Source organism: Kitasatospora sp. NPDC101447 (genome assembly GCF_044767225.1).
GTDB lineage: Bacteria > Actinomycetota > Actinomycetes > Streptomycetales > Streptomycetaceae > Kitasatospora.
This window is the reverse complement of sequence record NZ_JBIWNL010000032.1, coordinates 48,932-74,920: the sequence shown is the minus strand read 5'-3', so window position 1 is coordinate 74,920 and position 25,989 is coordinate 48,932. Positions and strand designations below refer to the sequence as shown.

Here is a 25,989-nt window from a genome sequence, read left to right as displayed (position 1 = left end):
ACTCGGCGGCCGTAGGGGAGCACGTCGCCGTCGTAGTCACCACTCGCAGTCGTACTGGCTCGGCTTCGGCAGGGGCAGAATGGATTGCCACAACGGCGCAGCAGGGTGAAGGGACGCGCGGTGCATGACGACTCCTACGGAATCTACCTCTCCCGATCCGCTGTGCAGCATAAAGCCCAGGGAGAATCGTCCGGGTATCTCGCCAACCAGTCGGAGCAGGCGCGCTGGTCGAAGCGGGAGGCCGACCTGCTGAGCTACGGCCCTTCCGCTGCACAGGAGGCCGACGAGTGGGAGCGGATCGCCGAGCTCGTCCGCGTCCAGGGGTGGGAGACCTACGACGTCGCACGCGACGAGCAGGCTCGGGTCTGGATCGCGGAGTACCGGGACCTCGTGGCGGCGCAGCAGGAGGAGACGCGGCCGGTTCACCGGATGCCCCGGGTGGAGGCCGGACGGCGGCTGGCAGTGGAGCTGTCCGCCACGGCGGAGCGGCGCCTGGTGGTGCTGGCGGCTGAGTTGGGGGTGTCTCCGGAGCGGGTGTTGGAGGTCTTGGCGGAGAGGGTCGAATCCGGTGGTGAGGGCCTGGTCCACGTGCCCGTGACGCGGGTTTCCCAGTCTCTGTGAATGGTTGAATTCCCTTGCGGTGATCTCGGTTGCCTCGCCGTCAGACCGGCTTCGGCGGCGGCGTACTCCTCACTGTCATCGTGCGGTGGTCACGGTGTCGAGTGAGGCGGTGAATGCGGCTGCGTCGGTTTCGGCGCCGAAGTGGTGGATCACGTGTTCGCGGACGTGTTGCTGCTGGGCGTGGGTGAAGGCCGCGCAGGCGTCGTGGATGACGTGGGTGGTGTATCCGCGGTCGTGGGCTTCGCGCAGGGTGGATTCGACGCATACGTGGGTGGCGAAGCCCGCCAGGTACAGGTCGGTGACCCCGAGTCGGCGCAGGATCAGGTCGAAGTCGGAGGAACCGGCGAAGGCGCTGGCGCCGGCGCGGCCGCGCACGACCGGTTCGCCGAGAGCGGGCTGGAACGCCTCGGCGAATTCGACGCCGGCGCTGCCCTGGATCCAGGTGCCGGCCTTGGGGATCGCCGCGCGCAGGCCGAGTCGCGCCGGGGTCCAGCTCTCCAGTTCCGGTGCGCCGGGGGTGAGGACGAGTGGCACGTGCACGACGGGGACACCGTGTGCGCGGGCGGCGGCCAGTGCGGCGGCCGCGCCGTGCACGGCGGTGTCGAGCAGGCCGCGGTCCTCGACGAGGTGGTTGAGGCGGCCGTGATCGGGGTCGAGCCACTCGCGCTGGAACTCGATGAGGACGAGGGCGGCGTTCGGGCGTGCGGACATGACCGTCATGGTCGGGCTCCTTGTCCGGAAAATTTCCAACTGATGAGTTGGACACTAGCGCGAGCGGACCCTCATTTCCAACCCGACAGTTGGAAATGAGGGTCCGAGCGGGTCAGAGCGCGAGCCTGCGCACCATGTCCACGACGGCGGCCCGTCGGGTGGCCGGATCCTCGTCGACCGCACCACCGAGGATCATCCGGGCGAGCTGCGGCGCGGCGAACTGCCAGCCGGCCAGTGCCACGACGGCGTACAACAACTCCTCGGGCGCGAGCGGTGCCCCGGCCTGCGCGGAATCCACTTCTCCCCGGCGCGCGCGGGAGACCGCGGCAAGCTTCTCGGCGTAGTGGGCGGCCCGCCGCTCCTCGCCCGCGACCGGAGCAGCGGCATCGCCGTACAGGGCCTCCCACTGCAGCAGGCGCAGCAGGTGCGGATGGTCGAGGTGGTAGTCGAACACCCGGCCCGCATACTCCGGAAGGTCTACCGTCCGCCCGTCCGCCTCCTCCATCGGCACGGCGGCGGCGAGCTGTTCCAGCTCGCGCTGGAGCGCTGCGGCGAACAACTGCCCCTTGCCGCCGAAGTAGGGGTAGATCCGCTCCTTGTTGACCCCGGCTGCGGCCGCGATGCGGTCGATCCGGGCACCCTCGGGCCCGTGCGCGGCGAACTCGTCCACGGCGGCGTCGAGCAACAGCCTCTTGGTCTTCGCGGTATCCCATGCCATGCACCCAGCATACGAAGCAACCAACCCGCCGGTTGGAATCGGACCGTCCGGCTACCCGGGAGCACTGTCCTCTGCCCCGTCCACACGAACTCGCAGGACCGGCGCCACATCATCGCCTGGAGTGAAACGGTGAGATTCCGACAACACGGATGAGATCCGGTGAGAATTCGTCAGCCTCGGTGCGACAGGACAGCTCGGAGTGAGTTCGGACCGCAGCTGCCGTACGGCTCCGCGCTGGTCGCGTCCGGAGGCGGCGTCGGCGGCCGCCGTGGTCACCGAGTGGCGCAGCACAGGACGTCCCGGCGGGCGAGGGCGTCGGCAAGCGTGCCGCCACCCTCGATGAGCACGGTGGAGTTGGTCCGGTTCTCCCCGCGCCAGCCGAGGTCGATGAGCAGGTCACCCACGGTCTGCTTGGCCTGCGGGTCGACGCCGGAGAGGAACGCGGTCGGCGGCCGGGTGAGCGTGGAAGGGACGGTCATCACCGGGAGTGCAGGGTCGCGGGCACGGCGGTGCGCACGACGAGCGCGTCGAAGAGCATCGCGGTGATCGAGGAGCCGACGCGCCCGTACGACCTTCTCGTCCTCGTCGGGCCGGGCCTGGCTGGTGCCTCGACGACGCCCTCGCCCGGCTCGGCCTCAGCCGCCGCGTGGTGGCGACCGCATCCACCGAAGCGACCGCGCTGGAGTGCGCGCGCACCGCTTCGGTCGTACGTGCGCCACCTCCGCGTGACCGCCTCGATGCCGCGGACGGCCGGGCGCTGCGAGGACCCGCACCGGCTCGCCGGCCCCGCCTGCGGCTCACGAGCGCGGATCTGTTCGCTCCGCCCACGCGGCCGGATGTCGAGCCGGTTCAGGGGGCCGTCGCGGGAACGAGGTGGTCGAGTCCCTTCGCACTGCCCGTCGCGGCCTCGATCGAGCGCGGCAGCATGATGCTCTCGTAGGCGCGGACGGCGTCGTCGAGCCTGGATCCGGTGACGACGGCTCGGGCGAGGTCGCAGCCGTCGAGCATGGCGAGGTTGGCGCCGAGGCCGACCGGGGGCATCAGGTGCGCGGCGTCGCCGAGCAGCGTGACGCCGGGAACGTGGTCCCAGGTGTGCGGGGCGGGCAGGACGAACAGGGGCCGGTGGGTGAAGCCCTGGTCGCCGTTGCGCAGGATGTAGCGCAGGCTCTCGTCCCAGTCGTCGAACATCCTCAACAGGTGTGTCCGCAGGGCCCGCTGGTCACCGAGGTCGACGCCGGCGGCCTCATGCCAGTCCTGGGGCACCCGGAGCGCGATGTAGGCGCGGATGTGGCCGTTGCTGTTGCGCTGGGCGACCAAGGTCCTGCCGGCACCCTTCGCCAGCATCGATCCGTTGCCGACCAGCCGTGCGAGATCGGGATGACGGGTGTCGCAGTTGTCGAATCCGGTCTCGATGAAGGTGACACCGGTGTAGCCGGGGGCGGCGGGCGACAGAGCCGGGCGCACGCGGGACCAGGCGCCGTCGGCACCGACCACCAGGTCGAAGTCCTCGACGGCGCCGTCACCGAGGAGCAGCCGACAGGTGCCGTCCGCCGACGGGGCGACGCCGGTGACGGCGTGGCCCCACCGCACCGTGCCCTCGGCGAGCGAGTCCAGGAGCAGGCCGCGCAGCTGGCCCCGGTCGATCTCCGGCCGTCCTCCGTCGGCGGAAGGGCCCCGCTGCGCCAGGAGGGCGGCGGTGGCGAAGTCGATCACGCGCCACTCGTCCCCTTCGGGGCGGGCGAGGGCGTGGAACGGGTCGAGGAGCCCCGCCGCGCCGAGGGCGGCCTGGCCGGTGCCGGGATGCATGTCGAGAGAGCCGCCCTGCGGGCGGGCGTCGGCGGAGGCCTCGCGCTCGAAGACGGTCACGGAGCGGCCGTGTTGCTGCAGGACTCGGGCGCAGGTGAGGCCGCCGAGGCCGGCACCGACGATCGCGATGCGGGGATCACGGGAAGTGTTCACGGGAGGGTCCCTCGGTCTGGAGGTGGGTCGGTCGCCGGAAGGCCCGGCCACACCACGAAAGCACACTCGCTAAATAAGTGCAATGACTACACTTTCACAGCGAATGCACATCGCGGTACGGTGTGCGAGTGACCGAACCGACCGGGCGCCGCGAGCGCAAGAAGGCCCAGACCCGCCAGTCCCTGGCCGACGCCGCACTTGAGCTCTTCCTCGAACGCGGCTACGACCAGGTCGGCGTCAAGGACGTCGCCGACCGCGCCGACGTCTCGGTGACGACCCTGTTCAAACACTTCTCCGGCAAGGAAGCCCTGGTCTTCGATCAGGACGACGAACTGGAAGCGGAACTCGTCGCCGCCGTGCGCGAACGCGCCCCGGGCCAGTCGATCCCGCAGGCGCTGCGCGAGCACCTGCTGCTGAAGCAGACCCAGCTCGCCGTCCATGCCGAGGACCCGCGGTTCGCCGACTTCACGCGCATGGTGGAGCAGACCCCGGCGCTGCGCGAATACGCCCACCGCATGTGGATGCGCCACGAAGCGGCCCTGGCCAGAGCCGTCGCGGAGGCGGTGGGCGCGCCCGAGGACGACGTCAGCTGCGCAGCCCTGGCCCGCTTCGCCCTTGAGGCGCGCGGCCTCGTCCTGCGACACGCCGACCCGCGCCGGGCCGCCGACGAGGCCTTCGCGCTGCTCGAACACGGCTGGGCAGCCGCCCATCCGAGCGCCTGACCGGGCGGCCGAGCACCCCGGTGCGGGCCCGGTCGCGGACAACCTCGCCGAGCCGGACGAGCACGCCCGCCGCCGTCGGGGGGCCCGAGGCCGAAGGGGGCAGATTCAGGAGAGGGGCAGCGGCAGAGGGACGACTCAGGAGGCGGACGGTTTGATCTCCCCCGCGAAGACGATGACCTGGTCGATGAGGTTCCGCCGCAGATGGACGACGTCCGTGGCCGCCAGGCGGGGACCTCCGTCCGGCATGGTGAAGACCCACTGGTACCGGGCCCACTCGTCGGGCATGTCCACCTCCGAGCAGCGCACCATCGTGCCGGTCCCCGCCGGATGGCGCCGGATGTCCAAGACGAACCGCTCGACCGCCGCGATTCTCTCGCTGCGTCCCTGCTGGAGGCCATGCTCGCGGCCGAACCGCCCGGACCGCCCGAACCGCCCGGACCGGCAGCCGCGCGGAGCCCGCCGGTGACGGCCCGGGCAGTGCGTTCCGGGACCGGCGGGCCAGACGGCAGCACGGGACCGGCGGACAGCGGATGAACAGGACCTTCTCCTCGAATGGGGCGCGGGACCTGTGGATGGAGGCCTCACGGCTTCCCCCGAGGCATCCGCGCCGAACTGGAGGTCAGGCCGTGATGTCCACCAGGACTTTGCCGACCACACGGCTCTCGACCGCTCGGTGCGCGTCGGCGGTGCGTTCCAGGGGAAAGCGGAGCAGCGGCAGGCCGTGCCCCTCGCCGATGGGCAGCGCGCCGTCGCGCACTGCGGCGGCGACGTCCTGGGCCGCCGCGGCGCGTGCTTCCGGACCGGCCAGGAAGAGGATCAGGAACTGGAGGCGCGCGTTGAGCACCATGTTCTGCAGTACGTCCAGTTCGACCGGCCTGCCGCCGTCGTTGGCGTAGGTCGAGATCGTGCCGCGCGTTCGCAGGACGGCGAGGTCCAGGGCGAGGTTCGCTCCGAGCGCCACCTCGGCGATGATGTCGACGCCGTCCGGTGCTGCCGTGCGGATCGCGGCAGCCGGGTCGCCCTCGCGGTAGTTGATCACGTGGTGGGCTCCGGCGGCGGTGGCCAGGCGGGCCTTCTCCGGACTGCTGACCGTGCTGATCACGGTGGCGCCGGCCCATCGGGCGAGTTGGATCACCGCGTGTCCGACGGCTCCGGCCCCGCCCGCGGCGAGCACCACCTTCCCGTCCAGGGCCCCGGGACCGAGCCGGCGCGGTCCGTCCTCGGCGACGGTGAGCGCGCGGTGCGCGGTCAGCGCGGGGACGCCGAGTGAGGCGCCGAGGTCGAAGCCGGCTTCGTCGGGCAGCGGAACGGCCTGTTCGGCCGGCACGACGGTGAACTCGGCGGCGGTGCCGGTGGGCCGCCCGGCGGCGGCCATGAACAGCCAGACCCGCTGACCGACCCGGCCCTCGTCGACGCCCTCACCGACGGCGTCGATCGTGCCGGCGCCGTCGAGGTGCGGGGTGACCTCGGGGAAGTGCTTGGGGTGGCCGATGCCTGCGCGTGCCTGCCAGTCGGTCGGGTTGACCCCGGACACGGCGACCCGTACGCGAACCTCGTCGGGGCCGGGCTCGGGCAGATCGCGATCGACTAACCGGAGGATGTCGGGGGTGCCGTTGTCGCGGTAGATGATGGCCTTCATGATCCGTCCTTGGTACCTGGTGGAGAGGGCTCCCGGCGTGGCCTGACGTTTCGCCGGGGTGTCGGCGGGGGCGTGGCAGCGGCCCGGGCCGCGTCGGTTCCGGTCAGCCGATGGGGACTTCGTTGGAGCGGGACTCGATGCCGTCGAGGGTGGCGAGGGTCGCGGCGTCGAGGGTGATCCCGCTGACCGCGGTGTTGGCCTCCAGGTGGGCGGTGTCGGCGGTGCCGGGGATGAGCAGCACGTTCGGGGCGTGGTGCAGCAGCCAGGCGAGGCCGACCTGGGAGGGTGTGACGCCCAGCGACGCGGCCACGGCGTGCACCGCCGGCTCGTCGGTCGCCTTGGGCAGGCCGGGGAAGGCCCCGCCGAGGGGGAAGAACGGCACCCAGGCGATGCCCTCGGCCGTGCACAGCCTCAGCACGTCCTCGTCGTCGCGTGAGACGAGGCTGTAGGCGTTCTGGACGCAGACGACGCCGGCGGGCAGGGCGCGGCGCAGGCCGTCGAGGGTGACGCTGCTCAGGCCGATCGCGCCGATCTTGCCCTCGTCGCGCAGGGCGGTCATCACCGCGAGCTGGTCGTCGAGGTCGACGACCTGGTCACCCTCGGGGCGCAGCCCCGGGCCGGTGTCCAGGCGGCGCAGGTTGACGACCGCGAGCCGGTCGACGCCAAGGCTGCGCAGGTTGTCCTCGACGCTCGCGCGCAGTTGCTCGGGGCGCTGTGCCAGACGCAGCGGCAGGTGTCCGCCGGGGTTCGGGTCGGCCCCCACTTTGGTGACGACCAGGACGTCGTCCTCGGGGCGCAGTGCCTCGCGGATCACGTCGTTGGCGAATCCGAAGCCGTAGAACTCGGCGGTGTCCACGTGGTCGACGCCCAGCTCGACCGCGCGGCGCAGCAGGGCGACGGCTTCGTCGCGACGGTCGTGCAGACGCTCAAGCTGCAGTGCGCCGTAGCCGATCCGGAAGACGGTGCGGGCGGCGATCGTAGCGGTCGTGGTGGTCATGACGCTGTCTCCTCGGCCGGTGTTCGCAGGGCGGTGTAGAGCAGTTCGGCCTGGTAACGCGCCATGACCTGGTGGGCGATCGGGGTGGCGTGTTCTCGGGCCCGGGCCGGCTCCCGGTGCTCGACCTTCACGAGCCAGGCGGTGACGCAGTCGTGCAGCATCGCGCGCATCCGGTCGGTCGCGTCGACGACGATGTCGTGGATGGCCGCGTCGGTGGTCGCCTCGCCCCAGGTCTGCACGCCGACCCGGGCCTCGGCGGGGTTGATTGCGGCGATCAGGCGGCGGAGCAGTTCGTCGGGGTCGGGCGGGGCGTCGCCGGCCGCGTACGCGGCGAGGACGTCGGCACGCTTGGCAAGCATCTGGCGGGCGGTGGCGCGGACCAGGTCGGCCTTGTTGCGGTAGTGCGCGTAGATCGAGCCGGTCGACAGGCCCGACTCGGCGGTGATGTCGGCGATCGAGGTCCGTTCCAGGCCGTTGCGGCTGAAGCAGCGCACGGCGGCCTCAGCGATCTGAGTACGCCGGAGTTCCTTGCGCGCGTCGGTGAGCCGAGGCATCGCACCCCCACAAAAAGAATCGCTGTTCTGCTTATGAGGGAACGTTAGCAGAACCTCGGTTCTGTTTACGATGGGGTGGCCCTCGGATCGGGCAGCCCCGGCCGAGACGCGGCCCGGGCAGCCCCGGCCGGTGGTGAAAGGGCGACGGAGCCGGCGTCGAGGTTGAGGTTGTCGTAGGCGGTGATGGTGTCGGCGTACGGCACCAGGGCCGGGAACCGGGTGGCGATCACGTCCTTGACGGCGGCAGTCAGGGCGGCGGTGCTGCCGGTGGCCCGGGTCGGGTGCGGTTCGAGCCGGCCCAGCCGGTTCACGAGCGGGTGCCCATCGGGGTTTCGGCAGGCGCGACGGGCCGCGGTCCCGCCGGATCCGGCCGGTGCGTACGATGCTCCGGTGCTGGGGAGACGGGGGAGGGACGTCCCGCTGTGGCGGGCGCGGGCGTTGGTGGTCGCGGTGGCCGTCGCGCTGGTGGCGGTGCACCTGCTGAAGGGGCTGGCCCGGGTGCCGGCGGAGCCGGTTGCCGGGATGGCGGTCACGGCGCTCTGCCTCGCACTGGTGGCGTTGCAGCTGCGGCACACCCGGTCCGCTCCCTCGGGGGCCCTCGGGTGGGCGGGCTGGACGGCCGTGGAGTGGGCGGTCGCTTTCCTCGCGGTCGGTCCGCTCGGCGTCTCGATCGGCCTGCTCTGCCTGCCGGCGGCCTCACTGCTGTTGGAGCGGCGCCGGCTGCTGCTGCTCCCGTTCGCCGCGGGCGCCGTCCTGGCCGGCGGGGCACGGTCCGGCGGCGTCCGCGACACGGCCGACCTGCTGCTGACGGTCGCGCTCGGCGGCGTCATGCTGTACGCCGTCACCACGCTCGCGCTGCTGGCGGACCGCGTCCACACGGCCCGGCTGACGCTGGCCGCCTCGGCGGTCACCGACGAGCGGCTGCGCATCGCGTCGAGCCTGCGCAGCGAACTGTCCGCGGGCCTGGCGCGGATCCACGACCTGGCCGTACGGGCCGATCCTTCCGTACTGGGGGAGCTGATCGACGGTGCCCGCGCGACGCTGGCGGCGGCCCGCGCCACGACCGCCGAACTGCGCAGCCTCTCGCTCGCCCCGGAGGCGGCCAGCGCCCGGGCCCTGCTCGCCTCCGCGGGCATCGCGGCCGACATCCGCATCGGGCACCGCGAACCGCTCGGTCCCTCCGGGACGGTGCTCGCGACCGTGCTGCGCGAGGCGGTCACGGCGGTCGTGCGGGTCGGCGACGCCCGCCGGTGCGAGGTCATCACCGGTGAGCGGACCGGGCGGACGGTCCTGCGCGTGGTCAGCGACGGCGTGCCGACGGCGGCGCTGGGCGCGGACGTCCTGGACGGTCTCGCGGAACGGGTCCGCGCTGTCGGCGGCCGGCTGACGGCGGGTCTGGAGCCGGACGGGCGCTTCGCCGTGGAGGCGGTGGTCGCCGCCACGCCCGCGCCGGTGGCGGCCGCCGATCCGCCCGAGCTGCGTGCCGCGCTCGGCCTCTACTACTTCCTGCTCGCCGCCTTCTGCGGCAAGGCGCTGCTGTTCTTCCCGGCGTCGCCGTCCGGCCTCGGGCTCGGTGTGGCCTGCACGCTGGCGTTCTGCGCCTTCCAGGTCCGCTTCTCGATCCAGGACGCCACGCGCCACGCGCGCCCGGCCCTGCTCGTCTCGGCCGTCCTCGCCCTCGCGCCGCTGCCCTGGCTGGGCCGGAACTGGATCGGTGCGGCGGGCATCCTGGCCGGCTCGCTGCTGATCGCGCTGCCGCTGCGCGCGGGCGCGGGCCTGGCGGCCGCCCTGGCCGTCGCCGCCGGGGTGATCGGCGGGGGTGGGCCGGCCGCCGTGCCGGTGGCCGCCGTCAACGTGGCGATCACCTGCGTGGTGGTCTTCGCGGTGCTGCGCCTGGTGCGGTTGGTCCGGGAGTTGCAGCAGGCGGGGGCCGGCCTGGCCCGCGCCGCCATCGTCACCGAGCGCCTGCGGGCGGCCCGGGACCTGCACGACCTGCTGGGGCACGGGCTGGCCGCGATCCTGCTGAAGGCCGAGCTGGCCCGGCGCCTGGCGGACGCCGCAGTCGTCGCCGGGGCCGCCGTCGGGGCCGGTGTGGAGGCCGTCGGGGCCGGTGTGGGCACCGCGAACGCCGCGGGCACCGCGAACGCCGCGGGCACCGCGGACGCCGGCGCGGCCGACGGCGCCGCTGAACGCTGCCGGGCCGAACTGGCCGACATCGCGCGGCTGGCCGCGCGCGGGCGGGCCGAACTGGGCGCGGTGGCCGACGACAGCCCCCGGCTGTCCTTCACCGCCGAACTGGCTTCCGCGGCAGCGGTCCTGGAGGCGGCCGCCATCGCAGTGGAGGTGGATGACGACCCGGTGCCGGACGAGGCGGGAACCGTGCTGAGCGTGGCCCTGCGCGAGGCCGTGACCAACATCCTGCGGCACAGCTCCGCCCGTCACGCCCGGATCGCCACCACCGTCACCGGAGGGTCGGTGCGCCTGGAGGTGGAGAACGACGGCGTCCGGGCGGGCGTCACCCCGCCCGGCTCCGGGATCGGCGGCCTGACCGTGCGCCTGACCGAGGCGGGCGGCACGCTGAGCGCCGGCGCGGACGACGGCTGGTACGTGCTGCGGGCCGAACTGCCGCTGCGCTGAGGGCCGGCGCGGCACACGCCGGCGGCCGACCGTCCCTTCCGGGCGGCCGGGCGGCCCGGCGACCCGGCGGCCCGCACACCCGTCAGTCGGCGCGCCGCGCCTACGACTCCAGCCAGCCCGCCTCGCGGGCGATGCGCACCGCGTCCGTCCGGTTGCGGGCGTTCAGCTTGGTGACGACCGCGGTGAGCACGTTGCGGACCGTCCCGGTGGACAGGTGCAGCCGCGCGGCGATCTCGGCCGGCTCGGCGCCCCCGGCCAGCTCCCGCAGCACGTCGTTCTCGCGCGGCGTGAGCGGATTGTCCGCGAGGTCCCACGCGACCACGGCCAGCGACGGGTCCAGTACCCGGCCGCCCCCGGCGACCTGCCGGATGGCCGCGACGAGGTCCGCGGGCGGGACGGTCTTCAGCAGGAAACCGTCGACCTTCGCGGCCAGGGCGCGGCGGAGCAGTCCGGGGCGGCCGAGCGACGTCAACATCAGCGTGCGGCAGTGCGGAAGCTTCTCCTTCAGCGCCGCGGCGGCCTGCAGACCGTCCGTCAGGCCCGGCATCTCGATGTCGAGCACCGCCACGTCGGGCGTGAAGACCATCGCACGGGGCACCACGTCGTCGGCCGAGTCCGCCTGCGCGACGACCTCGAAGTCGGGTTCCAGTTCCAGGAGTGCCACCAGCGCGCCGCGCACCACGTGCTGGTCCTCCGCCAGCAGGAGTCTGATCATGTCCCGACCCTACCCGTGATGACGTCACGGGTGCCTCGTGATCCCGCCCCTGGGACGGGAGTTCGCAGGTCGGCAGGCTTGGGGACATGAACGAGGCAATCACTCTGGACGCCGTGAGCAAGGTCTACGGCAAGGGGCGGGGCGCGGTCGCGGCCCTGCGCGAGGTGACGGTACGGCTGCCCAGGGGCGGCTTCACCGCCGTGATGGGGCCGTCCGGTTCGGGCAAGAGCACCTTCCTGCACTGCGCGGCCGGCCTGGACCGCCCGAGCTCCGGCACGGTCCGTCTCGGCGACACCGACCTGTCCCGGCTGAACGAGACCAAGCTGACCGAACTGCGGCGCGAGCGTGCCGGGTTCGTGTTCCAGTCCTTCAACCTGGTCTCCTCCCTGACCGTCGAGCAGAACGTCACGCTGCCGCTGCGGCTGGCCGGCCGGCGTGCCGACGCCGGACGCCTGGCCGGGCTCCTGCGCCGGGTGGGGCTGCAGGAGCGCGCCGGGCACCGGCCCGGACAGCTGTCCGGCGGCCAGCAGCAGCGGGTGGCGATCGCCCGGGCGCTGATCTCCGACCCGGAGGTGGTGTTCGCCGACGAACCCACCGGCTCCCTGGACACCATGACGGCCCGTGAGGTGCTGACGCTGCTGCGCCAGACCGTCGACGAGCTGGGCCAGAGCATCGTCATGGTCACCCACGATCCCGTCGCCGCGTCCTACGCCGACGAGGTCCTCTTCCTGGCCGACGGGCGAATCGTCGACACCCTGTCCGGACCGACCCCCACCGAGGTCGCCGACCGCATGATCCGCCTGGGAGCGTGGAACCGATGATGCTGAGCCTCGCCCTCACCACCCTCCGGCACCGCACGGCCGGATTCGCGGGCGCCTTCGTCGCCCTCTTCTGCGCGGCCGCCCTCGTCTGCGGCTGCGGGACCCTCCTGGCCACCGGCCTCACGGGCACCGTGCGTCCCGAACGCTACGCGGCCGCGCCGATCGTCGTCTCGGGGGACCAGGACGTGCACACCGTGCAGGGCGGCGGCAAGGGAAAGACCAAGGAGAAGAGCAAGCCGATCGCCGACCACGCCTGGGTGCCGGCCCCCCTGGCCGAGCGCATCGCCGCCCTGCCGTCGGTACGCTCCGTCGCCACCGAGGTGACCTTCCCGGTGCTGCTGCCCGGCGGGCCCACCGGCGGTTCCTGGGGCCACGGCTGGGAGTCGGCGCCGCTGGCCGGGCTCACCCTCGCCACCGGCCGCGCACCCACCGGCCCGGACGAGGTCGTCGTCGACGCCGGCACCGCCACCCGGGCCCACCTGTCCACGGGGTCCACCACCGCCGCCCGTACGACCTCGGGCACCCTGACCGTCCGCGTGGTCGGCGTCACCGCCGAGGGGTTCGAGAGCCAGGCCGCCCTCTACTTCTCCCCCGAGCGGGCCCGCGGCCTCGCCGGCCACGACGGCCTGGTCGGCGCGATCGGCGTCTTCCCGGCGTCCCCGTCGGCGGCCGACGACGTCCGGGCACTGCTCGCCGGCAGCCGGAGCGTCCCGGCCCCCGTGGTCCGCACCGGCGACGACCGCGGCCGGGTGGAGTTCCCCGACGCCGCCAACGCGCAGGTCCGCCTGGTCAGCATGGGCGCCGTCCTGGCCGGCACCTCGCTGCTGGTGGCCCTGTTGGTCGTCGTCGGCACCTTCGGCCTGTCGATCCAGGGACGGCAGCGCGAGATCGCCGTCCTGCGGGCCGTGGCCGCCACCAGTCGGCAGGTCCGCAAGATGATCGGGGGCGAGGCGCTGGCGATCGGTCTGCCGGCCGGAAGCCTGGGCGCCGTCGCCGGTCTGCCGCTGGGCGGCTGGCTGCACGGCCGCTTCGTGGCCCTGGACGTCATCCCGGCGAACCTGCCCGTCGTCCTCTCCCCCTTCCCCGCCGCGGCGGCCGCGGCCTGTGCCCTGCTGACCGGGTGGGCAGCCGCCCGCATCTCGGCCCGGCGCGCCACCGCCATCAAGCCGGTCGAGGCCCTCGGCGAGGCCGAGCTCAAACCGCTGCGCCTGGCCTGGCCGCGGATCGTCTCCGGCGTCCTCGCCGCCGCCGGCGCCGTCGTCCTCACGTCCCTGCTCACCGTCCTGCACTCCGACCAGGCCTCGACCCCGGTCTGCTTCATCGCCGTCCTGCTCTGGTGCACGGCGCTCGCCCTGCTCGGCCCCCTGGTGGTCAGGGGCGGCGTCGGGCTCCTCGGCCCGTCGCTGCGGGTGTCCCGGGTCGGCGGCTACCTCGCGGCCCACAACCTGCGGGCCGGGGCGCACCGGCTGGCTTCGGTCGTCACCCCGCTCACCCTGCTGGTCGCGATGGCCTGCACCATCCTGTTCACCCAGACCACCGTCGACGGTGCGGCCGACGCGCAGCGCGACCGCGGCAACGTCGCCGACTTCGTCGTGGGACCGCGCGTGCCGGGCACCGCCGCCCAGGCGCTGGCCGCGGCCCCGGGCGTCCGGACCGTGACCCGGGTGCTCCACACCCAGGTCCGCGACGGGCTGACCAAGCGCAGTGTCCAGGCGGTCACGCCCGAGCGCCTCTCCGACACCCTCGACCTCGGCGTCACCGCCGGTGACATCGGCCGGCTGACGGACGGCACGGCGGCGGCCGCCGACGGACTGGGCTACCGGCTCGGCCAGCAGGTCCACCTGGTGCTCGCCGATGGCAGCCCGGCCGAGGTGACGGTCGTCGCCCTCTACGGCCGCGGTCTCGGCTTCGGCGACCTCACCCTCGCGCACGCGCTGGTCGCCGCCCACGTGGACGTGCCGCTCGACAGCGAGGTGCTGGTGCGCGGCGACGGTCCGGCCGGCACCACCCGGCAGTCCCTGACCGCCGCCCTGCACGCGGAACCCGGGCTGGGAGTGCTGGACCGCGCCGCCGCCCAGGCCTCGCAGAACCGGGTCAGCGCCCAGATCGGCTACGTCACCCTCGGGCTGATCATCGCCTTCGTCGCCATCGCCGTCCTCAACACCCTGGCCGTGAGCATCGCCGACCGCCGGCAGGAGTTCGCCGCGCTCGGGCTCACCGGCGCGACCCGCCGCCAGATCCGCAGGATGCTCGGCTGGGAGGCCGCGACGTCCGTGGCCATCGCCACCGCACTCGGCCTCGCGATCGCCTCCGCAGTGCTCACCACCTACGCCCAGGGCATCACCCGCGGCACCGCCGGTGTGACGGTACCGGCCACCGGCCTCGCCGCGGTCCTCGTCGGCACGGCCTCCCTCGCCGCCGTCGGCACCTGGCTCCCCGCCCGGGCCACCCTGCGCGGCCTGCGCCGCCGCCGTGCCTGACCCCCCACACCCTTGGCGACGGCCCGCCCGACCGGTACGACCGGCGCGAGGCGGGTGCACGCCGTGGGGCCGGGCCGGGCGCGCGGGCACAGCCGGGCGGCACACGGCCCCGGGAAGGATTTCGACGCGGACGTGTCCGGCTCCGGCGCTCGATCGCACGCCGCGGCTTCCCGGTCGGAGCGCGACTGCCCGTGGGACTCCAGTTCGGGTGCCGTCCATGCTCAGGAGGGCTCCCGGTCAGCACAATCGGCCGGGTGCCCGCAGCGGGCCGAGCCGGTCGGCGGGAACGGGCGGGCGGCGCAGCAGCAGGACGGCAGACCGCGGGCAGCCACACGAACCGGACCTCGACCGGAACGGCGGCGGCAGCACCCCGCGGCCCGCCTGTTCACGCTCCGGCTTCATCTGCAATCTCCTCGGCCACAGCGACCACGTGCGGCAGGCACCTTGGCCGACGGCCGCCCACCCGACGCGCCGGTGGGTCCGAGAACGTGTATCGCCCCCGTGCCCAGGAGTAGGCGCGGGGGCGACGAAGTGGCCGACTTACGGGTGGCCCGCGATGGCGTCCGCGACAGCCCCCGCGGCGGTGGCCACGTAGCCGGCGGTCACCACGACGGTCGACACCGCGACCACGACGATCCGACGAAGCTTGCTCATACGATCCCCCCTTCAACGCGACTGGCCCCTGCTCTGCGTGGAGGTCGGTTTCGATGCTATGGCGTACAACTGCCGGTAGGGCGCAAGCGGAACGCAGGACACTGGACCGGGCCGGGCTACGGCGGACAGCACGACGGTCGCCGACCCAGCGCAGCACCCGACCGACCCAACCCCCACCGCCGGCAGCATCCAGGACAGCCGCTGGCGGCCCTGGGGCGCCCCCGGTCAGCCGACTCCTCGACGGCCAGCGTCGGCTCGGTGTGCCGGCCCTCACTTCTTGCGGAAAGCGGGACGCCGGTCGCCGTACTGGGTGGTCGGTGCCCCGCATCCGTTTCGGAGTTGTGCGCAGGTCAAGGGCGCTCACCTGGTTCTGCCCTACGCGGGCCGCGCAGAATCTCTTTCAACTCAGCCCGCATCTCATCCTCCAACGCCGACAACCCGTTTCCCAACCGAGCTGCGCAGCCGGTCTCTTCCAGAGACAGGCGCCCGTCGCGGAGTTGGGCCTCAACGGCTGAGAAGGTCGCCTGCACCTCGTCGAGCGCCAGTCGTACCGACTGCGAGGCAATCAAAGAGGCCTCCGCTGACCACATCAGTGCCGATCGGCGCAGACTTGCGAGGTCCTCTGTGCTTGCCCTCTCGCTCAACAGCGCCTCGCACCACTGACGGAATACCACCAACAGGTCCCGAAACAGTGGCTTCTTGTCGGCAAGCCACCGCGCCTGCTCCTGATGGGCGCGCTCCTCTCGCTGCATCCGTGTCTGCGCACGCTGGGCAAGCCACGCTCCGGCAAGCCCTGCGACAGCACCAACCGTGGTCCCAAGTAGTCCAGCCAACGCAGCATCCACACCGCGCTGTTTATCACTCCCCGCTGCCGACGCACTTCGGAGTGTTCTGCAGTGTCTGGTTCTCAACTGATCCGGCTGGAATGCAGCACTTACTGAGGCTTTCAGGGTGGAGTCGGTGGGGTAAGTGAGAGACCGGTGCCGGCCAGGCATCCCTCAATCAGGTTGGGCCGAAGTTGGATGTGCCGCAGGCCTCGCCGCAGAGTGCGGGTGAGATGGTCCGGATCGGTGAAGGCGGTGTTCGCTGTCGGGCCGCGCCGCAGGAGCGACCAGAGGCCTTCGACCGGATTGAGGTCCGGTGCGTATGAGGGCAGTTGGAAGACGGTGAGCCAGTCGTGCTCCGCCGCGTATCGCTTCATGCCGACGGCCAGGTGAGTGTTGAGGTTGTCCCAGACCAGGACGATCGGGCCGCCGAGCTGGATGTGTGCCCGTACGGCGAGGTCGCGATAGTCGGTCCAGGCGAAGCTCTTGCGGGCCCCCTTGAGTGGCATGTGGAAGCGGGGCCGGTAGATCACCCTGCTCTGCTCGCCGGGCTTGTAGCAGCACAGCGCGGCCACCGAGATCCGGCGCCGGGAACGTCCTCGGACCCGGACCACGGGTGTGTGTCCGCGCCGGCCCCAGGTGCGGGCGCGCGGCGGCGTCATCGCGAACCCGGCCTCGTCCTCGAAGACGATCCAGGCTCCGAGCGCCGCCGCGATGCTTTTACCCGCGGCCACACCTCCTGCTTCCACAGCTCCACCGCGCGCTCGTCCCGCTCGAGAGCCCGGCGGGCCGGCGCCTGCCAGGACCAGCCGTGCCGCTTCAGCAACCGCCACACCGTCGCAATCGACAGCGTCATGCGGAACCGGCGGCCGATCACCGCCTGGACCCGGACCAGCGTCCAGCGCTGGTCCTCGAACCCATGGGCGGCCGGCCCCTTGCCCAACTCTGCTTCCAACTCGGCGAACTGGGCCACCGACAACTTCGGTACGCTCGCCGGACCCGACGACCGCAGGGCAGCGGTGCCGCCCTCGCGCCAGGACCGTCTCCAGCGTTCCACCGACCGCTCGCTGACCCGCAGCTCCCGGGCGATCACCGCGGTCCGCTCACCCGCCTCGAACCGCGCAGCGGCATCCAGCCGCACCTGTTCACGAAACGCCCGCCGCTCATCGGTCAGGCCCCCACCCTGCGCATACCGCACACCATTGGCATACCGCAGGGGTCACTACCTGTCACCACCGACAACAGAACGAAAACCTCAGTAGTAGTGCTTTGTTAGGTGGTGTCGTAGGGCTGCCACGGGATGGGTTGTCGGCATGTGGGGCAGGTTCCGGTCCAGGTGGCGATGAGGTGTTGGAGGAGGTCCAGGGCCTGGTTGAAGGTCAGGCCCTGGCCAGGGCTTTTGGGAGGGCGCGCTGTTCGGTGAGGAACAGGTGGGCGGCGCTGACGAGGGTGACGTGGCGGTGCCAGCCGATGTAGGAACGGCCCTCGAAGTGGTCCAGGCCCAGGCGGGTCTTCAGCTCGCGGTAGTCGTGTTCGATCCGCCAGCGTGACTTCGCCAGCCGGATCAGGTCCTTGGCAGGGATGTCGGCGGGCAGGTTCGAGATCCAGTACTTGACCGGCTCCGTCTCGCCCTCGGGCCACTGGGCGATCAGCCAGGTGAGCGGGATCGTGCCGTCGGCGGCGGGCTTGGGCCGCCGCCCGGCGAGGCGGACCCGCAGCAGGACGAAGTGCGAACTCATCGCCGCCTTGGAACCCTTGCGCCAGGTGACGATCCGCCCGGAGCGGCGCCCGGCGGCCAGCACGTGCTCGCGCAAGGGCACGGGCCGGCACCGGTAGCGCGGCAGCGGCCGCGGCCCCAGACCGCCGTAGGGCGGCTGATACGGCTCGGCGTCCTCGGCGTAGGCGGTCATCTCGCCCTTGGCCTGCAGCGCGTAGGCCACCTGGCGCTCCTCCAGACCGTGGCGGAAGTCGGCGTTCGCCCCGTAGGCGGTGTCCGCGACCAGCACGGCGGGCCGCAGCCCCGCGCCGGCCAGTTCGTCGAGCATGTCCAGCGCCAGACGCCACTTCGGCCGGTGGTGCTCGTCCTCGGGGATCCGGCAGGCCGCCCGCCGACCGGCGGCCTCGGGTCCGTCCCAGCCCTGGGGCAGGAACAGGCGCCACGACAGCGGGCAGGAAGCGTTGCCGGAGACCGCGTGGACGCTGACACCGATCTGGCAGTTGGCGACCTTGCCCAGGGTGCCCGAGTACTGCCGGGCAACCCCGGGAGAGGCCTTGCCGTCCTTGGGGAAGCCGGTGTCGTCCACGGCCCACACCTCCGGCCGCACCGCCCGCACGGCCCGCCGCGCCAGGCGGGCCCGCACGTCCTCGACCGGCCAGGTCGAGGACGTCATGAACTGCTGCAACCGCTGATGGTCGACGCCCAGCCGCTCGGCCATGGGCTGCATCGACTTGCGCCGGCCCTCCAGCAACAACCCCCGCAGATATAAACCGCCCTTGGCCCGCTGATCACAGCGGGCCAAGGGCGCGAACCTCCGCCGCGAACTCCTCCAACCGACCCCGCCACATCGCCAACTCCCCAGCCCTCATACGACCAGAGAACTACCAACCACACGACGTGACAAGCCACCTAACAAAGCACTATTAGAGCTTGTCACCAGGTGGTCAGCTTTGCTGTCGCCTGCTGATGGGCGCCCTCGCGGGCGCGGCCCGGCCGGGACGGCGGCGGGCGGGAGGCAGGGCGGCGCGGCGGCCGAGCGGGGCAGCACCAGCAGGCCCGAGCTCTTCGCGGCGCGGTCCCGCTCGCACCTCGGGCACTCCCGCCGGTCCGGGCCGGCCTTCACCCGCAGCTCTCGCTTTTAGCCCACCTCCCTGCCGATCGAGCCACGGCACGGCCGCAGCTTCGCGTTGGCCCGCGCGAGCCGTCCCCAGCCCTGCCGATCGGCCACCTGAATGAGCGTCACGGGCAGCCGGGCCACCGGGTCGGCCAGCCGCCGCAATCAACGGCCGAAGCCGTGGCCTCGCTCGTGCGGGTGAACCGCCGCAGCCGCGGTTGCAGGAGCGCCCCGGCAAGACAGGCCCAGCGAGTGAGCCGCCAGACTGCCGGAAGCCGTCAGCCCGGGCTGCCAGGCCCGCGGCCGTCCCCGTCCCCGTCCCCGCTGTCGGTCCCGCCACCGGCCGGCTCCGGCACCGCGCTGCCACACGCGGACTGAGGCCGGAGTCCGCACCCGTCGCAATCGGGTTCCAGCAGCTGACCGAACACCACGACCCCCCGACCGAAGGGATCCCGCCCATGAACATCCTGCTCGCCCACACCATGACCGCCCTCGCCGGCACCACCATCTCCCTGGCAGCGATCTCACCGGCACCGCACCCGCCCACGCCGCGCCCCGCACACCTGCGGGACAAGATCGAATGCCCTCGGCCGCGGATGTCGGGCAGGTGGCGGACGCTGCCGTCGGTGGCGCGTTTGACGTAGGGCTGTCCGGCGAAGTCGATGTCGGGGTAGATGCACGCGAACCCGCTGGCAGCTCCGTGATCAACAACAGCAGCCGCACAGCCCGCGTCTACCAGAAGGACAACCACTTCGGCCGCCACGTCTGCGTCGGCGCCGACGGCGGTTCCATCCACGACCTGCGCTCCTACCAGCTCAACGACGTCACCCACTCCCTCAAGACCAACCACACGCCCTGCGGCGCCTGCACCGACCTGCCGGGCACACCGCGCCCGCCTCACCCTCGTCCCCGGGCCCCGGGAGGTGCCGGTCCGCCGAACGGCTCGGCGTCACCGGGCTGGTGCTCGGCATGGCCCGGGCGGCGAGGAGTGTCCGGCCTCAGCAAGCCTTGAGCAGTCTCAAGTTTTCTTGTGTACCTGCGATGCCACCACAGGGGGCTTGCCGCACAGTAGGCAGACCTGGATCATGCGAGCCATGACGGACATGACGGCCGTGATAGGGCTGATTGGCGGGTTAGTACTCCAGTGCGACTTCGCGATCATGTCGGCCTCCCGGTCTACCCTGGCTGACCATGGGCTACGACGTGCACATCACGTGGCGTGTGAACTGGTGGGCTGAAGAAGGCCAGGACATCAGCATGGCGGAATGGGAAGCGGTGGTCGCTGATGATCCCGGCCTCGCGATGGTCCCGATGTGGTGGACCGCCGGCCGGATCGTGTCCAAGAACCCGAGTGATGCGGTGATCGCGACGATGTGCCAGGTGGCGAAGGTGCTGGACGCGCGAGTTCAGGGCGACGACGGCGAGCACTACGACGCCTGACGCGTGCGGCCACCGCGAGATGATCAAGGGTTGTGTCGACTCTTGAAGATCGTGCGATGGCCGCGAGCCATAGCGTAGACCCTGCCCGATGGCGGGCGTTGTTCGACCAGGCCGTGGCCCGGATCGCGGGCCGGTTCGGGCGGGTGGAACCTCGCGCCACCGCCCGCGCCTATCTGCTCGGGTTGCTGTCCGGTGCCGAGCGCAAGAACTGCTGGCAGCTCGCGGAGCACGCAGGTCATGCCCGCCCGGGGCCGATGCAGCGGCTGCTGCGGACTGCCCGCTGGGATGTGGCCGCGGTGCGCGACGAGGTCCGCCGCTACGTCTTGGACCACCTCGGTGCCGGTGACGGTGTTCTGGTCGTGGACGAGACTGGATTTCTGAAGAAGGGCCGCAGTTCGGCGGGCGTCCAGCGGCAGTACACCGGCACCGCCGGACGGATCGAGAACAGCCAGGTCGGCGTCTTCCTCGCCTACGCCTCCAGCAAGGGACGAGCGTTGATCGACCGTCGGCTCTACCTGCCCGAACACACCTGGTGCCAGGACGCTGAACGACGCCGCAAGGCCGGAGTGCCCGACGACATCGTCTTCACGACCAAACCCCGCCTCGCCCTACAGATGATCGAGCAGGCGCTGGACGCCGGAATCAGCACGTCATGGGTGACTGGCGACGAGGCCTACGGCCAGGACCCCGGCCTGCGGGCCGGACTGGAGGCCCGTGAGATCGGCTACGTGCTGGCGATCTCCTGCGCGACCAGGGTGCGGATCAACCAGGGACGCACCGCGATCCGCACAGACCAGGTCGCCGACCGTCTGCCCGACTCTGCCTGGCACCGGCAGAGCGCCGGCCCCGGGGCGAAGGGGCCCCGCTACTACGACTGGGCCTGGGTGCACATCGGCACCGGCGACCACCGCCACCTGCTGATCCGCCGCAACCCCACGACCGACGAGCTCGCCTTCTACCTGTGCTGGTCACCCCGGACCGTGCCGCTGTCCGAGCTCGTGCGCGTCGCTGGCGCCCGCTGGTGCATCGAAGAATGCTTCCAGGCGGCCAAAGGCCAGGTCGGCCTGGACCACTACCAAGTCCGGAACTGGACCGCCTGGCACCGGCACGTCACCCTGGCCATGCTCGCCCTCGCGTTCCTGGCCGTCGCCGTCGACGACGCGCGGCCGAACAGACCTGCGGATCCGAACCGTCCCGCCCGAAGCGGAGAGCGGATCGACCTTACCGTCGCGGAGGTCCGCCGCCTGATCAGCGCATTGTTCAGCCCTCCGGACACGTCCCTGCGTGCGCTCCTGTACTGGTCGAACTGGCGTAGAAGCCACCAAGCTTCGGCACGTCGCAGCCACTACCGGCGGCGACTTTCCGTCCCCTCAAGCACGTAGATCGCGAAGTCGCACTGGAGTATTAGGTGCCGCAGTGATCGGTGCCGCGGGTGGAAGCCTGCTGCAACGATCAAGGCATAAGCAGGAAAGCGCCGTGGTCGCTGCGGAGAGAGCCGAAGCGGAGCGGGAACGAGAGCGGCTCGTCAAGCAAGTGGGGTTGGAGATTGCCACAGCCGCACGGACCGCCAATCACGCCATGCTGACCGCCATGGAGAGAATCCAGCAGGATGCCGAGGCAGGCAGACCGGTGGATTTCAGCCGATTCGATGAAGAAGTCGGGAACCTTGAAGCCGTCCTGGTGGCCTCACTCCACCGGCTCGCGGCAAGCGGGCTGGCCGTCGTGCCGACAGCATCGTCTTCAGATGATCAGCGACCATACGCAGCGGTGATCGCAGAGACGACTGGAAGCATGCGCAAACACCTCCTCGCGATCACGGATGGCGCCGGCACCGATGATCTGGCGGCCGACCTCCAGGCGGCCCGCGTCGTGTTCGAAGATCTGAACCGCTTCCTGCTGGCACAAACGGAACTCATCATCGAGAGGCCCGTGGGCTTCAGGATGGCCCTCGACGTGATCTGAAGCGTCCTGCCCGCCGATGCCGAACCCGACTCTGACAGGTCACCCCAGCGCAGCGACCGGAGCGACCCAACCACCAGACAGAGCTCCGCGAAGCAGCAAGCGGGCACCGCACGCCCACCGGGCGGCCGGAGCGCACCCCACGCGGCCGGCCGGTCCCGCCCAGGCACCGCAACAGACCCCAAGTCCCGCGCGGTACGCGGCCGTCCGCACCCCGGACACCTTTCGGCCGGAACGTCCAGGCCGAGCGCGAGCAGCGGACACGACGCACAAAGCCCGGAACAGGGTCCGGGTCCCCGGCCCGGCCGTGAGAGGCCGGGCCCCCACGGGATGAACTGTCTCGGGGTCCTGGCAGGATCGGAACCCACGGTGCGTGCCGCATCCCATTGCCCGCGGCGAGCAACGCACAGGCACATCAACGGCAGTGCGCCCGCGTCAGGCAGCGGGGTGGCCCGGTTCAGCCGTCACGGCGCTGCTCGTAGCGCGACACCGCATCCAGCAGCCAGGTGTCCGGCCACTCCATCCGATCGACCGGGCCGATCAGGCGAGCACCCTCCACACAACGGGGGTCATCGGCGTCGGCGAGGCCGCTGACGGCCTTGATGCGGACCAACTGGTCGTCTTCGTTGAGGAATGCGGCCAGGATGTCGGCGACGACGGGGCCGCGGCCTTCGAATGCGTAGAGTTGTTCGCACACGGTCGCACGAACGCCGGCGTCGGGGTCGCGTGCCAGTGCGGCGAGCACATCCAATGCCTCAGGGTGTGTGTAGGCGTATCGCGTCCTGCGCAGTGTCGATGGCACCTGCATGCGAACCCGCGGGTCGGGGTGCGCGCGGTGAGCCAGCCCCACCTCCTCGATCCTCGGGTCGTCGAGCTCGGTCAATCCGCACAGCACCGCCGCGAGCACCGCCGCGTGCGTCTCCTCGACGGCCCACGGGAGAAGGGCGTCCAGCGCCCGTGGCTCGAACGGGCATACCCCTGAGAGGATCGGACGGTCGCGGACGGTGAGAAGCCGCACGAGGTCCGCGGCGAACAGCCGGCGCAAAGGATCGGGGTCGGAGCGCAGCGCCATGGCCGCCTCCCAGGTCTCCTCGTCGAGCCGGTCGGCGAGCACGGCCGTGGCCTCCCTCCAGTCGGCGTGTCTCTCGTCGGCGCGGATGACTGCCCGGGCGAGCAGGTCGTCGAACGACCGTCGCACCCCGAAGCCCGCCTCCAGGCGGGTGAGAACGGCGCTGTGACCGTCATACACGCTCACCCCTCCGAGCGTGATCACGTCGTACTCGGTGAAGCTGTACCGGTCCGTGATCCTGCGGCTTTCGGCTGGACCAGTGGCACCGGTCGCATGGCGGAGTCCGGATTCGGCGCCGATCTCGCACCAGTGCCGCGCACAGGTCAGGAGGTCTGCCCGCTCCTCCTTGGTGAGCCGGTCCGCAGCATGTATGAACATGCTGGCGGTGAGACCGGCATTGCCGGAGGTGATGGCCCGCCGCAGTGGTGTGCTCCCGTCAGGCAGCGGCCGCAGCGGGTTGGCGTCCGCTTCCAACAGGGCGTCCGCCACGTGTCCGTCGAACGCGCGGACGGCGAGGCACAGCACAGGAACTCCGTCAGCGTCCGTTGTCTCCGGGTCTGCCCCCGCCCACAGGATTTCCCGCACGATGTGCGCGCGACCGGCGCGCACCGCCTCGATCAGCGGATCAGTCACGGATCACCACGCCCCATCCGTCTTTCGCGGACGCCGGCGAATCGGGGTTGTAGGGCACTGGATCGCCCTTCTTGGCCACCCATTTGGGATCCGTGGTGATCTTCCAGTCGCCGTCTTCCCACTGCAGGATCACGTTGGCCAGCTGGTCCTTGAGGGGGTTGTCGTCCGGGCCGCCCTTGGGCAGTGTGGCGGTGCGGCTGTAGTGCATCCACACGGTGATCACGGAGCCGTCGTTGTTGAGCGCCCAGGCCTGCGCCGCGTCCACGGTAGTGGTGATCGTCAGCCCTGCCGGGGTGCCGCCGGAGGGCGGCAGGCCCACCTGCTCGCGGAGCTTTCGGACCTCGCTCACGGCCTTGTCGATCGAGTCCTCGCTGCCCTTGGCTGTGATGACCGTCAGCTGACGCCGGACCATGTCGTCGTCCAGCATCGACAGCTCGTCCAGGTGGTAGACCGCGGCGGACATCGCGCCGAAACCGTAGCGCGGGAATCCGATCGAGGCGCCGTCCTTCTGCCCGGTCGGCTTGTTCAGGTGCACCGGCTTGGCCGTGTTCGGGGTCAGCGTCCTGGTCGCCGACGGACTCGGCGACGACACCGGCACCGGGCTCACCGGCACGGTCGAGGCAGGAGCCGCGCCGGGCTTCGGATTGTCGTCATGCGACAGGCCGTTGACGAGCGCGAAACCGCCGGTGGCAACGATGGCGCCCACCGCCACCCCCATAGCGATCAGGCGCAGGCGTGCCCGGCGGGCGGCGCGGTCATGGCGGTCCATCAGGCCGCCATCGAGTACGCGGCGAAGACCAGCCCGGAGGTGCAGACGATGCCCACCCTGGTGATCAAGCTCATGATGACCGCCTTCCTGCCACGCGCGGCGATACCGTCGCGCTCACTGTTCCCCCCGATCGCGACGACCGTCCACCCGAGCGGGCCGTCGAGCAGCGTCATCAGCTCTTCCAGCGAGCCATTGCGAACTGACATCGAAGGTCGCAACCGCACGTGCCCAAGGACGTCATGGACATCCCCACACTCGTCGATGGACTTGGGCTTCGGGCAGTCTCCGAGATCAGCTGGCACCAGCCCACCCTACGTTGACGGACCCGACTGAGTGACTACTTGTCACACCACTCAGGGAGATCAGATGTCCGCCGTAAAGGATCCGAAATGTCCACGGAGACTGCGTTTGAGGTCTGCGACGAGCGGAGCTGGGCGGGCATCCGTACTGTCGTGACCAGCACGTATCCGGCGACGGTGGCGCTCGCCGAACCTGTTCGCCGGCAGCCGGCACCGGGCGCGCCCGTCCGCGACCACCGCGTGGATGCGCTCCTGCCGATCCGACCCCGCCCGGCCGCCCGAGGTCCTCGTCGGCGCGGCACCGGGCTGGCGGCGTCTCACCGCACTCGGCACATCAGGCCAGGCGACGACCTTGCGCAGCACGTAGCCGGCCAACGCGACCCGGTCCGGCACAGGGAGACGCCCCGGATGGCGGTGCCGCCGCGAGGGCCACGACGGCGGCAACAGGGCTATCCGCTCCCACGGCTCGTTGGGGACAAGGTTCGCGATCACGACGCTGAAGCTTGCCAGAGAACCCAGTTGAGCAGCTCGGGCTGGCCGGACATACTCCCCGAATGACCAACACCGGCAGCGAACCCGCGGAGCAGGGTTGGGACGGTCCCTTCTACCGCGTCCGAACGGATCGCTTCGAGGCGTCGTTCGTGCCCGACGCGGACGAGCCCCTGGACAGCATCTGCAACGTCGATGTCGAGGTCCGGCTGACAGCGGACGGCTCACGTTGGAGCGCGACCGTGTTCACGCTCGCCGAGGTCGAACGCATCATGGACAGGTGGTCCCACACCGGCGAGGCCCTCGGCGGCCGCTACTTCTGGTGCTCCGACGGCATCATCGTCCGGGATCCCGGCATCGACAACATGACGCAGGTGCTGACCGGCCTGCTCGACGATGGTGACTTCACACAGGTTCTACAACGGCTTGACGACGAATGACCGCCCAG

The 25,989-nt window shown here is 71.6% G+C and carries 27 protein-coding genes and 2 pseudogenes; 11 read left to right on the top strand and 18 right to left on the bottom strand.

Annotation, left to right across the window (positions count from 1 at the left end):
* Positions 1-120 precede the first annotated feature (120 nt).
* Positions 121-621, top strand: coding sequence for a hypothetical protein (locus ACIRST_RS32425; RefSeq protein ID WP_402806700.1), 501 nt, complete (start codon positions 121-123; stop codon positions 619-621).
* A 75-nt stretch (positions 622-696) separates the two neighbouring features.
* Here the strand turns inward: ACIRST_RS32425 and ACIRST_RS32420 are convergent, their stop codons facing one another.
* From ACIRST_RS32420 to ACIRST_RS32400, 5 genes and pseudogenes are all read right to left on the bottom strand, one after another.
* Entirely contained in the window at positions 697-1,341 is a 645-nt protein-coding gene (locus ACIRST_RS32420; RefSeq protein WP_402806698.1) for a cysteine hydrolase, read from the bottom strand.
* Positions 1,342-1,444: 103 nt separating this feature from the next.
* Positions 1,445-2,050: a TetR family transcriptional regulator gene (locus ACIRST_RS32415; RefSeq protein WP_402806695.1), complete on the bottom strand. Its 606-nt coding sequence runs from the start codon at positions 2,048-2,050 to the stop codon at positions 1,445-1,447.
* A 272-nt stretch (positions 2,051-2,322) separates the two neighbouring features.
* A complete protein-coding gene (locus ACIRST_RS32410; RefSeq protein ID WP_402806692.1) occupies positions 2,323-2,529 on the bottom strand; it encodes a hypothetical protein in 207 nt (68 codons plus the stop codon).
* A gap of 8 nt (positions 2,530-2,537) precedes the next feature.
* Positions 2,538-2,655: pseudogene (locus ACIRST_RS32405) on the bottom strand (3'(2'),5'-bisphosphate nucleotidase CysQ); the annotation flags it as partial.
* Between the two features lie 244 nt (positions 2,656-2,899).
* Entirely contained in the window at positions 2,900-4,009 is a 1,110-nt protein-coding gene (locus ACIRST_RS32400) for an FAD-dependent oxidoreductase (protein ID WP_402806690.1), read from the bottom strand.
* A 128-nt stretch (positions 4,010-4,137) separates the two neighbouring features.
* On the opposite strand from ACIRST_RS32400, the gene ACIRST_RS32395 reads away from it, so the two are divergent.
* Entirely contained in the window at positions 4,138-4,731 is a 594-nt protein-coding gene (locus tag ACIRST_RS32395) for a TetR/AcrR family transcriptional regulator (RefSeq protein ID WP_396553483.1), read from the top strand.
* A gap of 135 nt (positions 4,732-4,866) precedes the next feature.
* Here the strand turns inward: ACIRST_RS32395 and ACIRST_RS32390 are convergent.
* The 5 genes and pseudogenes from ACIRST_RS32390 to ACIRST_RS32370 all read right to left on the bottom strand — a co-directional run.
* Positions 4,867-5,115 (bottom strand): annotated as a pseudogene (locus tag ACIRST_RS32390) (nuclear transport factor 2 family protein); the annotation flags it as partial.
* Between the two features lie 235 nt (positions 5,116-5,350).
* Complete coding sequence (locus ACIRST_RS32385) at positions 5,351-6,370, bottom strand: NADPH:quinone reductase (RefSeq protein ID WP_402806688.1); 1,020 nt, start codon at positions 6,368-6,370, stop codon at positions 5,351-5,353.
* A gap of 103 nt (positions 6,371-6,473) precedes the next feature.
* Positions 6,474-7,367, bottom strand: coding sequence for an aldo/keto reductase (locus ACIRST_RS32380; protein ID WP_402806686.1), 894 nt, complete (start codon positions 7,365-7,367; stop codon positions 6,474-6,476).
* The gene (locus ACIRST_RS32375) at positions 7,364-7,921 is read right to left on the bottom strand and encodes a TetR/AcrR family transcriptional regulator (RefSeq protein WP_402806683.1); all 558 of its coding nucleotides are present in this window, start codon (positions 7,919-7,921) and stop codon (positions 7,364-7,366) included. Before ACIRST_RS32375 ends, ACIRST_RS32380 begins: the two co-directional genes overlap by 4 nt.
* A gap of 65 nt (positions 7,922-7,986) precedes the next feature.
* The gene (locus ACIRST_RS32370; RefSeq protein ID WP_402806681.1) at positions 7,987-8,232 is read right to left on the bottom strand and encodes a hypothetical protein; all 246 of its coding nucleotides are present in this window, start codon (positions 8,230-8,232) and stop codon (positions 7,987-7,989) included.
* A gap of 79 nt (positions 8,233-8,311) precedes the next feature.
* On the opposite strand from ACIRST_RS32370, the gene ACIRST_RS32365 reads away from it, so the two are divergent.
* A complete protein-coding gene (locus ACIRST_RS32365) occupies positions 8,312-10,558 on the top strand; it encodes a histidine kinase (RefSeq protein WP_402806679.1) in 2,247 nt (748 codons plus the stop codon).
* Between the two features lie 100 nt (positions 10,559-10,658).
* On the opposite strand, the gene ACIRST_RS32360 is transcribed toward ACIRST_RS32365, so the two are convergent.
* Entirely contained in the window at positions 10,659-11,273 is a 615-nt protein-coding gene (locus ACIRST_RS32360; protein WP_402806677.1) for a DNA-binding response regulator, read from the bottom strand.
* 86 nt (positions 11,274-11,359) lie between these two features.
* Here ACIRST_RS32360 and ACIRST_RS32355 point away from each other — a divergent pair, with 86 nt between their 5' ends.
* Together ACIRST_RS32355 and ACIRST_RS32350 are read left to right on the top strand one after the other, a co-directional pair.
* Positions 11,360-12,094 carry an ABC transporter ATP-binding protein gene (locus tag ACIRST_RS32355; RefSeq protein ID WP_402806674.1) on the top strand — a complete coding sequence of 245 codons (735 nt, stop codon included), beginning with the start codon at positions 11,360-11,362 and terminating at the stop codon, positions 12,092-12,094.
* Complete coding sequence (locus tag ACIRST_RS32350) at positions 12,091-14,574, top strand: FtsX-like permease family protein (protein ID WP_402806671.1); 2,484 nt, start codon at positions 12,091-12,093, stop codon at positions 14,572-14,574. The genes ACIRST_RS32355 and ACIRST_RS32350 overlap by 4 nt, the downstream gene beginning before the upstream one ends.
* Before the next feature lie 1,004 nt (positions 14,575-15,578).
* On the opposite strand, the gene ACIRST_RS32345 is transcribed toward ACIRST_RS32350, so the two are convergent.
* The 4 genes from ACIRST_RS32345 to ACIRST_RS32330 all read right to left on the bottom strand — a co-directional run bounded on the left by ACIRST_RS32345 (position 15,579) and on the right by ACIRST_RS32330 (position 18,631).
* Entirely contained in the window at positions 15,579-16,073 is a 495-nt protein-coding gene (locus ACIRST_RS32345) for a hypothetical protein (protein ID WP_402806669.1), read from the bottom strand.
* Positions 16,074-16,174: 101 nt separating this feature from the next.
* Positions 16,175-16,714 carry a transposase gene (locus tag ACIRST_RS32340; protein ID WP_402806750.1) on the bottom strand — a complete coding sequence of 180 codons (540 nt, stop codon included), beginning with the start codon at positions 16,712-16,714 and terminating at the stop codon, positions 16,175-16,177.
* On the bottom strand, positions 16,711-17,250 hold the full coding sequence (locus ACIRST_RS32335; protein ID WP_350526862.1) for a winged helix-turn-helix domain-containing protein: 540 nt from the start codon (positions 17,248-17,250) through the stop codon (positions 16,711-16,713). The genes ACIRST_RS32340 and ACIRST_RS32335 overlap by 4 nt, the downstream gene beginning before the upstream one ends.
* Before the next feature lie 181 nt (positions 17,251-17,431).
* Positions 17,432-18,631, bottom strand: coding sequence for an IS701 family transposase (locus ACIRST_RS32330; RefSeq protein WP_402806747.1), 1,200 nt, complete (start codon positions 18,629-18,631; stop codon positions 17,432-17,434).
* A gap of 710 nt (positions 18,632-19,341) precedes the next feature.
* Here ACIRST_RS32330 and ACIRST_RS32325 point away from each other — a divergent pair.
* From ACIRST_RS32325 to ACIRST_RS32305, 5 genes are all read left to right on the top strand, one after another.
* Positions 19,342-19,527: a hypothetical protein gene (locus ACIRST_RS32325; protein ID WP_402806667.1), complete on the top strand. Its 186-nt coding sequence runs from the start codon at positions 19,342-19,344 to the stop codon at positions 19,525-19,527.
* 56 nt (positions 19,528-19,583) lie between these two features.
* A complete protein-coding gene (locus tag ACIRST_RS32320; RefSeq protein ID WP_402806664.1) occupies positions 19,584-19,895 on the top strand; it encodes a hypothetical protein in 312 nt (103 codons plus the stop codon).
* A 179-nt stretch (positions 19,896-20,074) separates the two neighbouring features.
* Positions 20,075-20,323, top strand: a complete 249-nt coding sequence (locus tag ACIRST_RS32315; protein WP_402806661.1) for a hypothetical protein — start codon at positions 20,075-20,077, stop codon at positions 20,321-20,323.
* 56 nt (positions 20,324-20,379) lie between these two features.
* Positions 20,380-21,705, top strand: a complete 1,326-nt coding sequence (locus tag ACIRST_RS32310; protein ID WP_402806658.1) for an IS701 family transposase — start codon at positions 20,380-20,382, stop codon at positions 21,703-21,705.
* Between the two features lie 34 nt (positions 21,706-21,739).
* Positions 21,740-22,285 carry a hypothetical protein gene (locus tag ACIRST_RS32305; protein WP_402806655.1) on the top strand — a complete coding sequence of 182 codons (546 nt, stop codon included), beginning with the start codon at positions 21,740-21,742 and terminating at the stop codon, positions 22,283-22,285.
* Positions 22,286-22,739: 454 nt separating this feature from the next.
* Here the strand turns inward: ACIRST_RS32305 and ACIRST_RS32300 are convergent, their stop codons facing one another.
* The 3 genes from ACIRST_RS32300 to ACIRST_RS32290 are packed head-to-tail and all read right to left on the bottom strand — an operon-like array spanning position 22,740 to position 25,055.
* Positions 22,740-23,984 (bottom strand): HEAT repeat domain-containing protein, encoded by a 1,245-nt coding sequence (locus ACIRST_RS32300; protein WP_402806652.1) that lies wholly within the window; start codon positions 23,982-23,984, stop codon positions 22,740-22,742.
* Positions 23,977-24,753 (bottom strand): hypothetical protein, encoded by a 777-nt coding sequence (locus ACIRST_RS32295; protein WP_402806650.1) that lies wholly within the window; start codon positions 24,751-24,753, stop codon positions 23,977-23,979. Before ACIRST_RS32295 ends, ACIRST_RS32300 begins: the two co-directional genes overlap by 8 nt.
* Positions 24,753-25,055 carry a hypothetical protein gene (locus tag ACIRST_RS32290; protein WP_402806647.1) on the bottom strand — a complete coding sequence of 101 codons (303 nt, stop codon included), beginning with the start codon at positions 25,053-25,055 and terminating at the stop codon, positions 24,753-24,755. Before ACIRST_RS32290 ends, ACIRST_RS32295 begins: the two co-directional genes overlap by 1 nt.
* Positions 25,056-25,606: 551 nt before the next feature.
* Between ACIRST_RS32290 and ACIRST_RS32285 the strand changes: the two genes are divergently transcribed.
* Complete coding sequence (locus tag ACIRST_RS32285; RefSeq protein ID WP_402806646.1) at positions 25,607-25,981, top strand: hypothetical protein; 375 nt, start codon at positions 25,607-25,609, stop codon at positions 25,979-25,981.
* Positions 25,982-25,989: the final 8 nt, after the last annotated feature.

Coding starts and splice junctions, on each gene's coding strand:
- ACIRST_RS32340 (WP_402806750.1), bottom strand. CDS start 16,714: ATGACGCCGCCGCGCGCCCGCACCTGGGGCCGGCGCGGACACACACCC.
- ACIRST_RS32380 (WP_402806686.1), bottom strand. CDS start 7,367: ATGACCACCACGACCGCTACGATCGCCGCCCGCACCGTCTTCCGGATC.
- ACIRST_RS32385 (WP_402806688.1), bottom strand. CDS start 6,370: ATGAAGGCCATCATCTACCGCGACAACGGCACCCCCGACATCCTCCGG.
- ACIRST_RS32325 (WP_402806667.1), top strand. CDS start 19,342: ATGAACATCCTGCTCGCCCACACCATGACCGCCCTCGCCGGCACCACC.
- ACIRST_RS32410 (WP_402806692.1), bottom strand. CDS start 2,529: ATGACCGTCCCTTCCACGCTCACCCGGCCGCCGACCGCGTTCCTCTCC.
- ACIRST_RS32350 (WP_402806671.1), top strand. CDS start 12,091: ATGATGCTGAGCCTCGCCCTCACCACCCTCCGGCACCGCACGGCCGGA.
- ACIRST_RS32310 (WP_402806658.1), top strand. CDS start 20,380: ATGGCCGCGAGCCATAGCGTAGACCCTGCCCGATGGCGGGCGTTGTTC.
- ACIRST_RS32295 (WP_402806650.1), bottom strand. CDS start 24,753: ATGGACCGCCATGACCGCGCCGCCCGCCGGGCACGCCTGCGCCTGATC.
- ACIRST_RS32360 (WP_402806677.1), bottom strand. CDS start 11,273: ATGATCAGACTCCTGCTGGCGGAGGACCAGCACGTGGTGCGCGGCGCG.
- ACIRST_RS32355 (WP_402806674.1), top strand. CDS start 11,360: ATGAACGAGGCAATCACTCTGGACGCCGTGAGCAAGGTCTACGGCAAG.
- ACIRST_RS32285 (WP_402806646.1), top strand. CDS start 25,607: ATGACCAACACCGGCAGCGAACCCGCGGAGCAGGGTTGGGACGGTCCC.
- ACIRST_RS32375 (WP_402806683.1), bottom strand. CDS start 7,921: ATGCCTCGGCTCACCGACGCGCGCAAGGAACTCCGGCGTACTCAGATC.
- ACIRST_RS32315 (WP_402806661.1), top strand. CDS start 20,075: ATGGGCTACGACGTGCACATCACGTGGCGTGTGAACTGGTGGGCTGAA.
- ACIRST_RS32420 (WP_402806698.1), bottom strand. CDS start 1,341: ATGACGGTCATGTCCGCACGCCCGAACGCCGCCCTCGTCCTCATCGAG.
- ACIRST_RS32415 (WP_402806695.1), bottom strand. CDS start 2,050: ATGGCATGGGATACCGCGAAGACCAAGAGGCTGTTGCTCGACGCCGCC.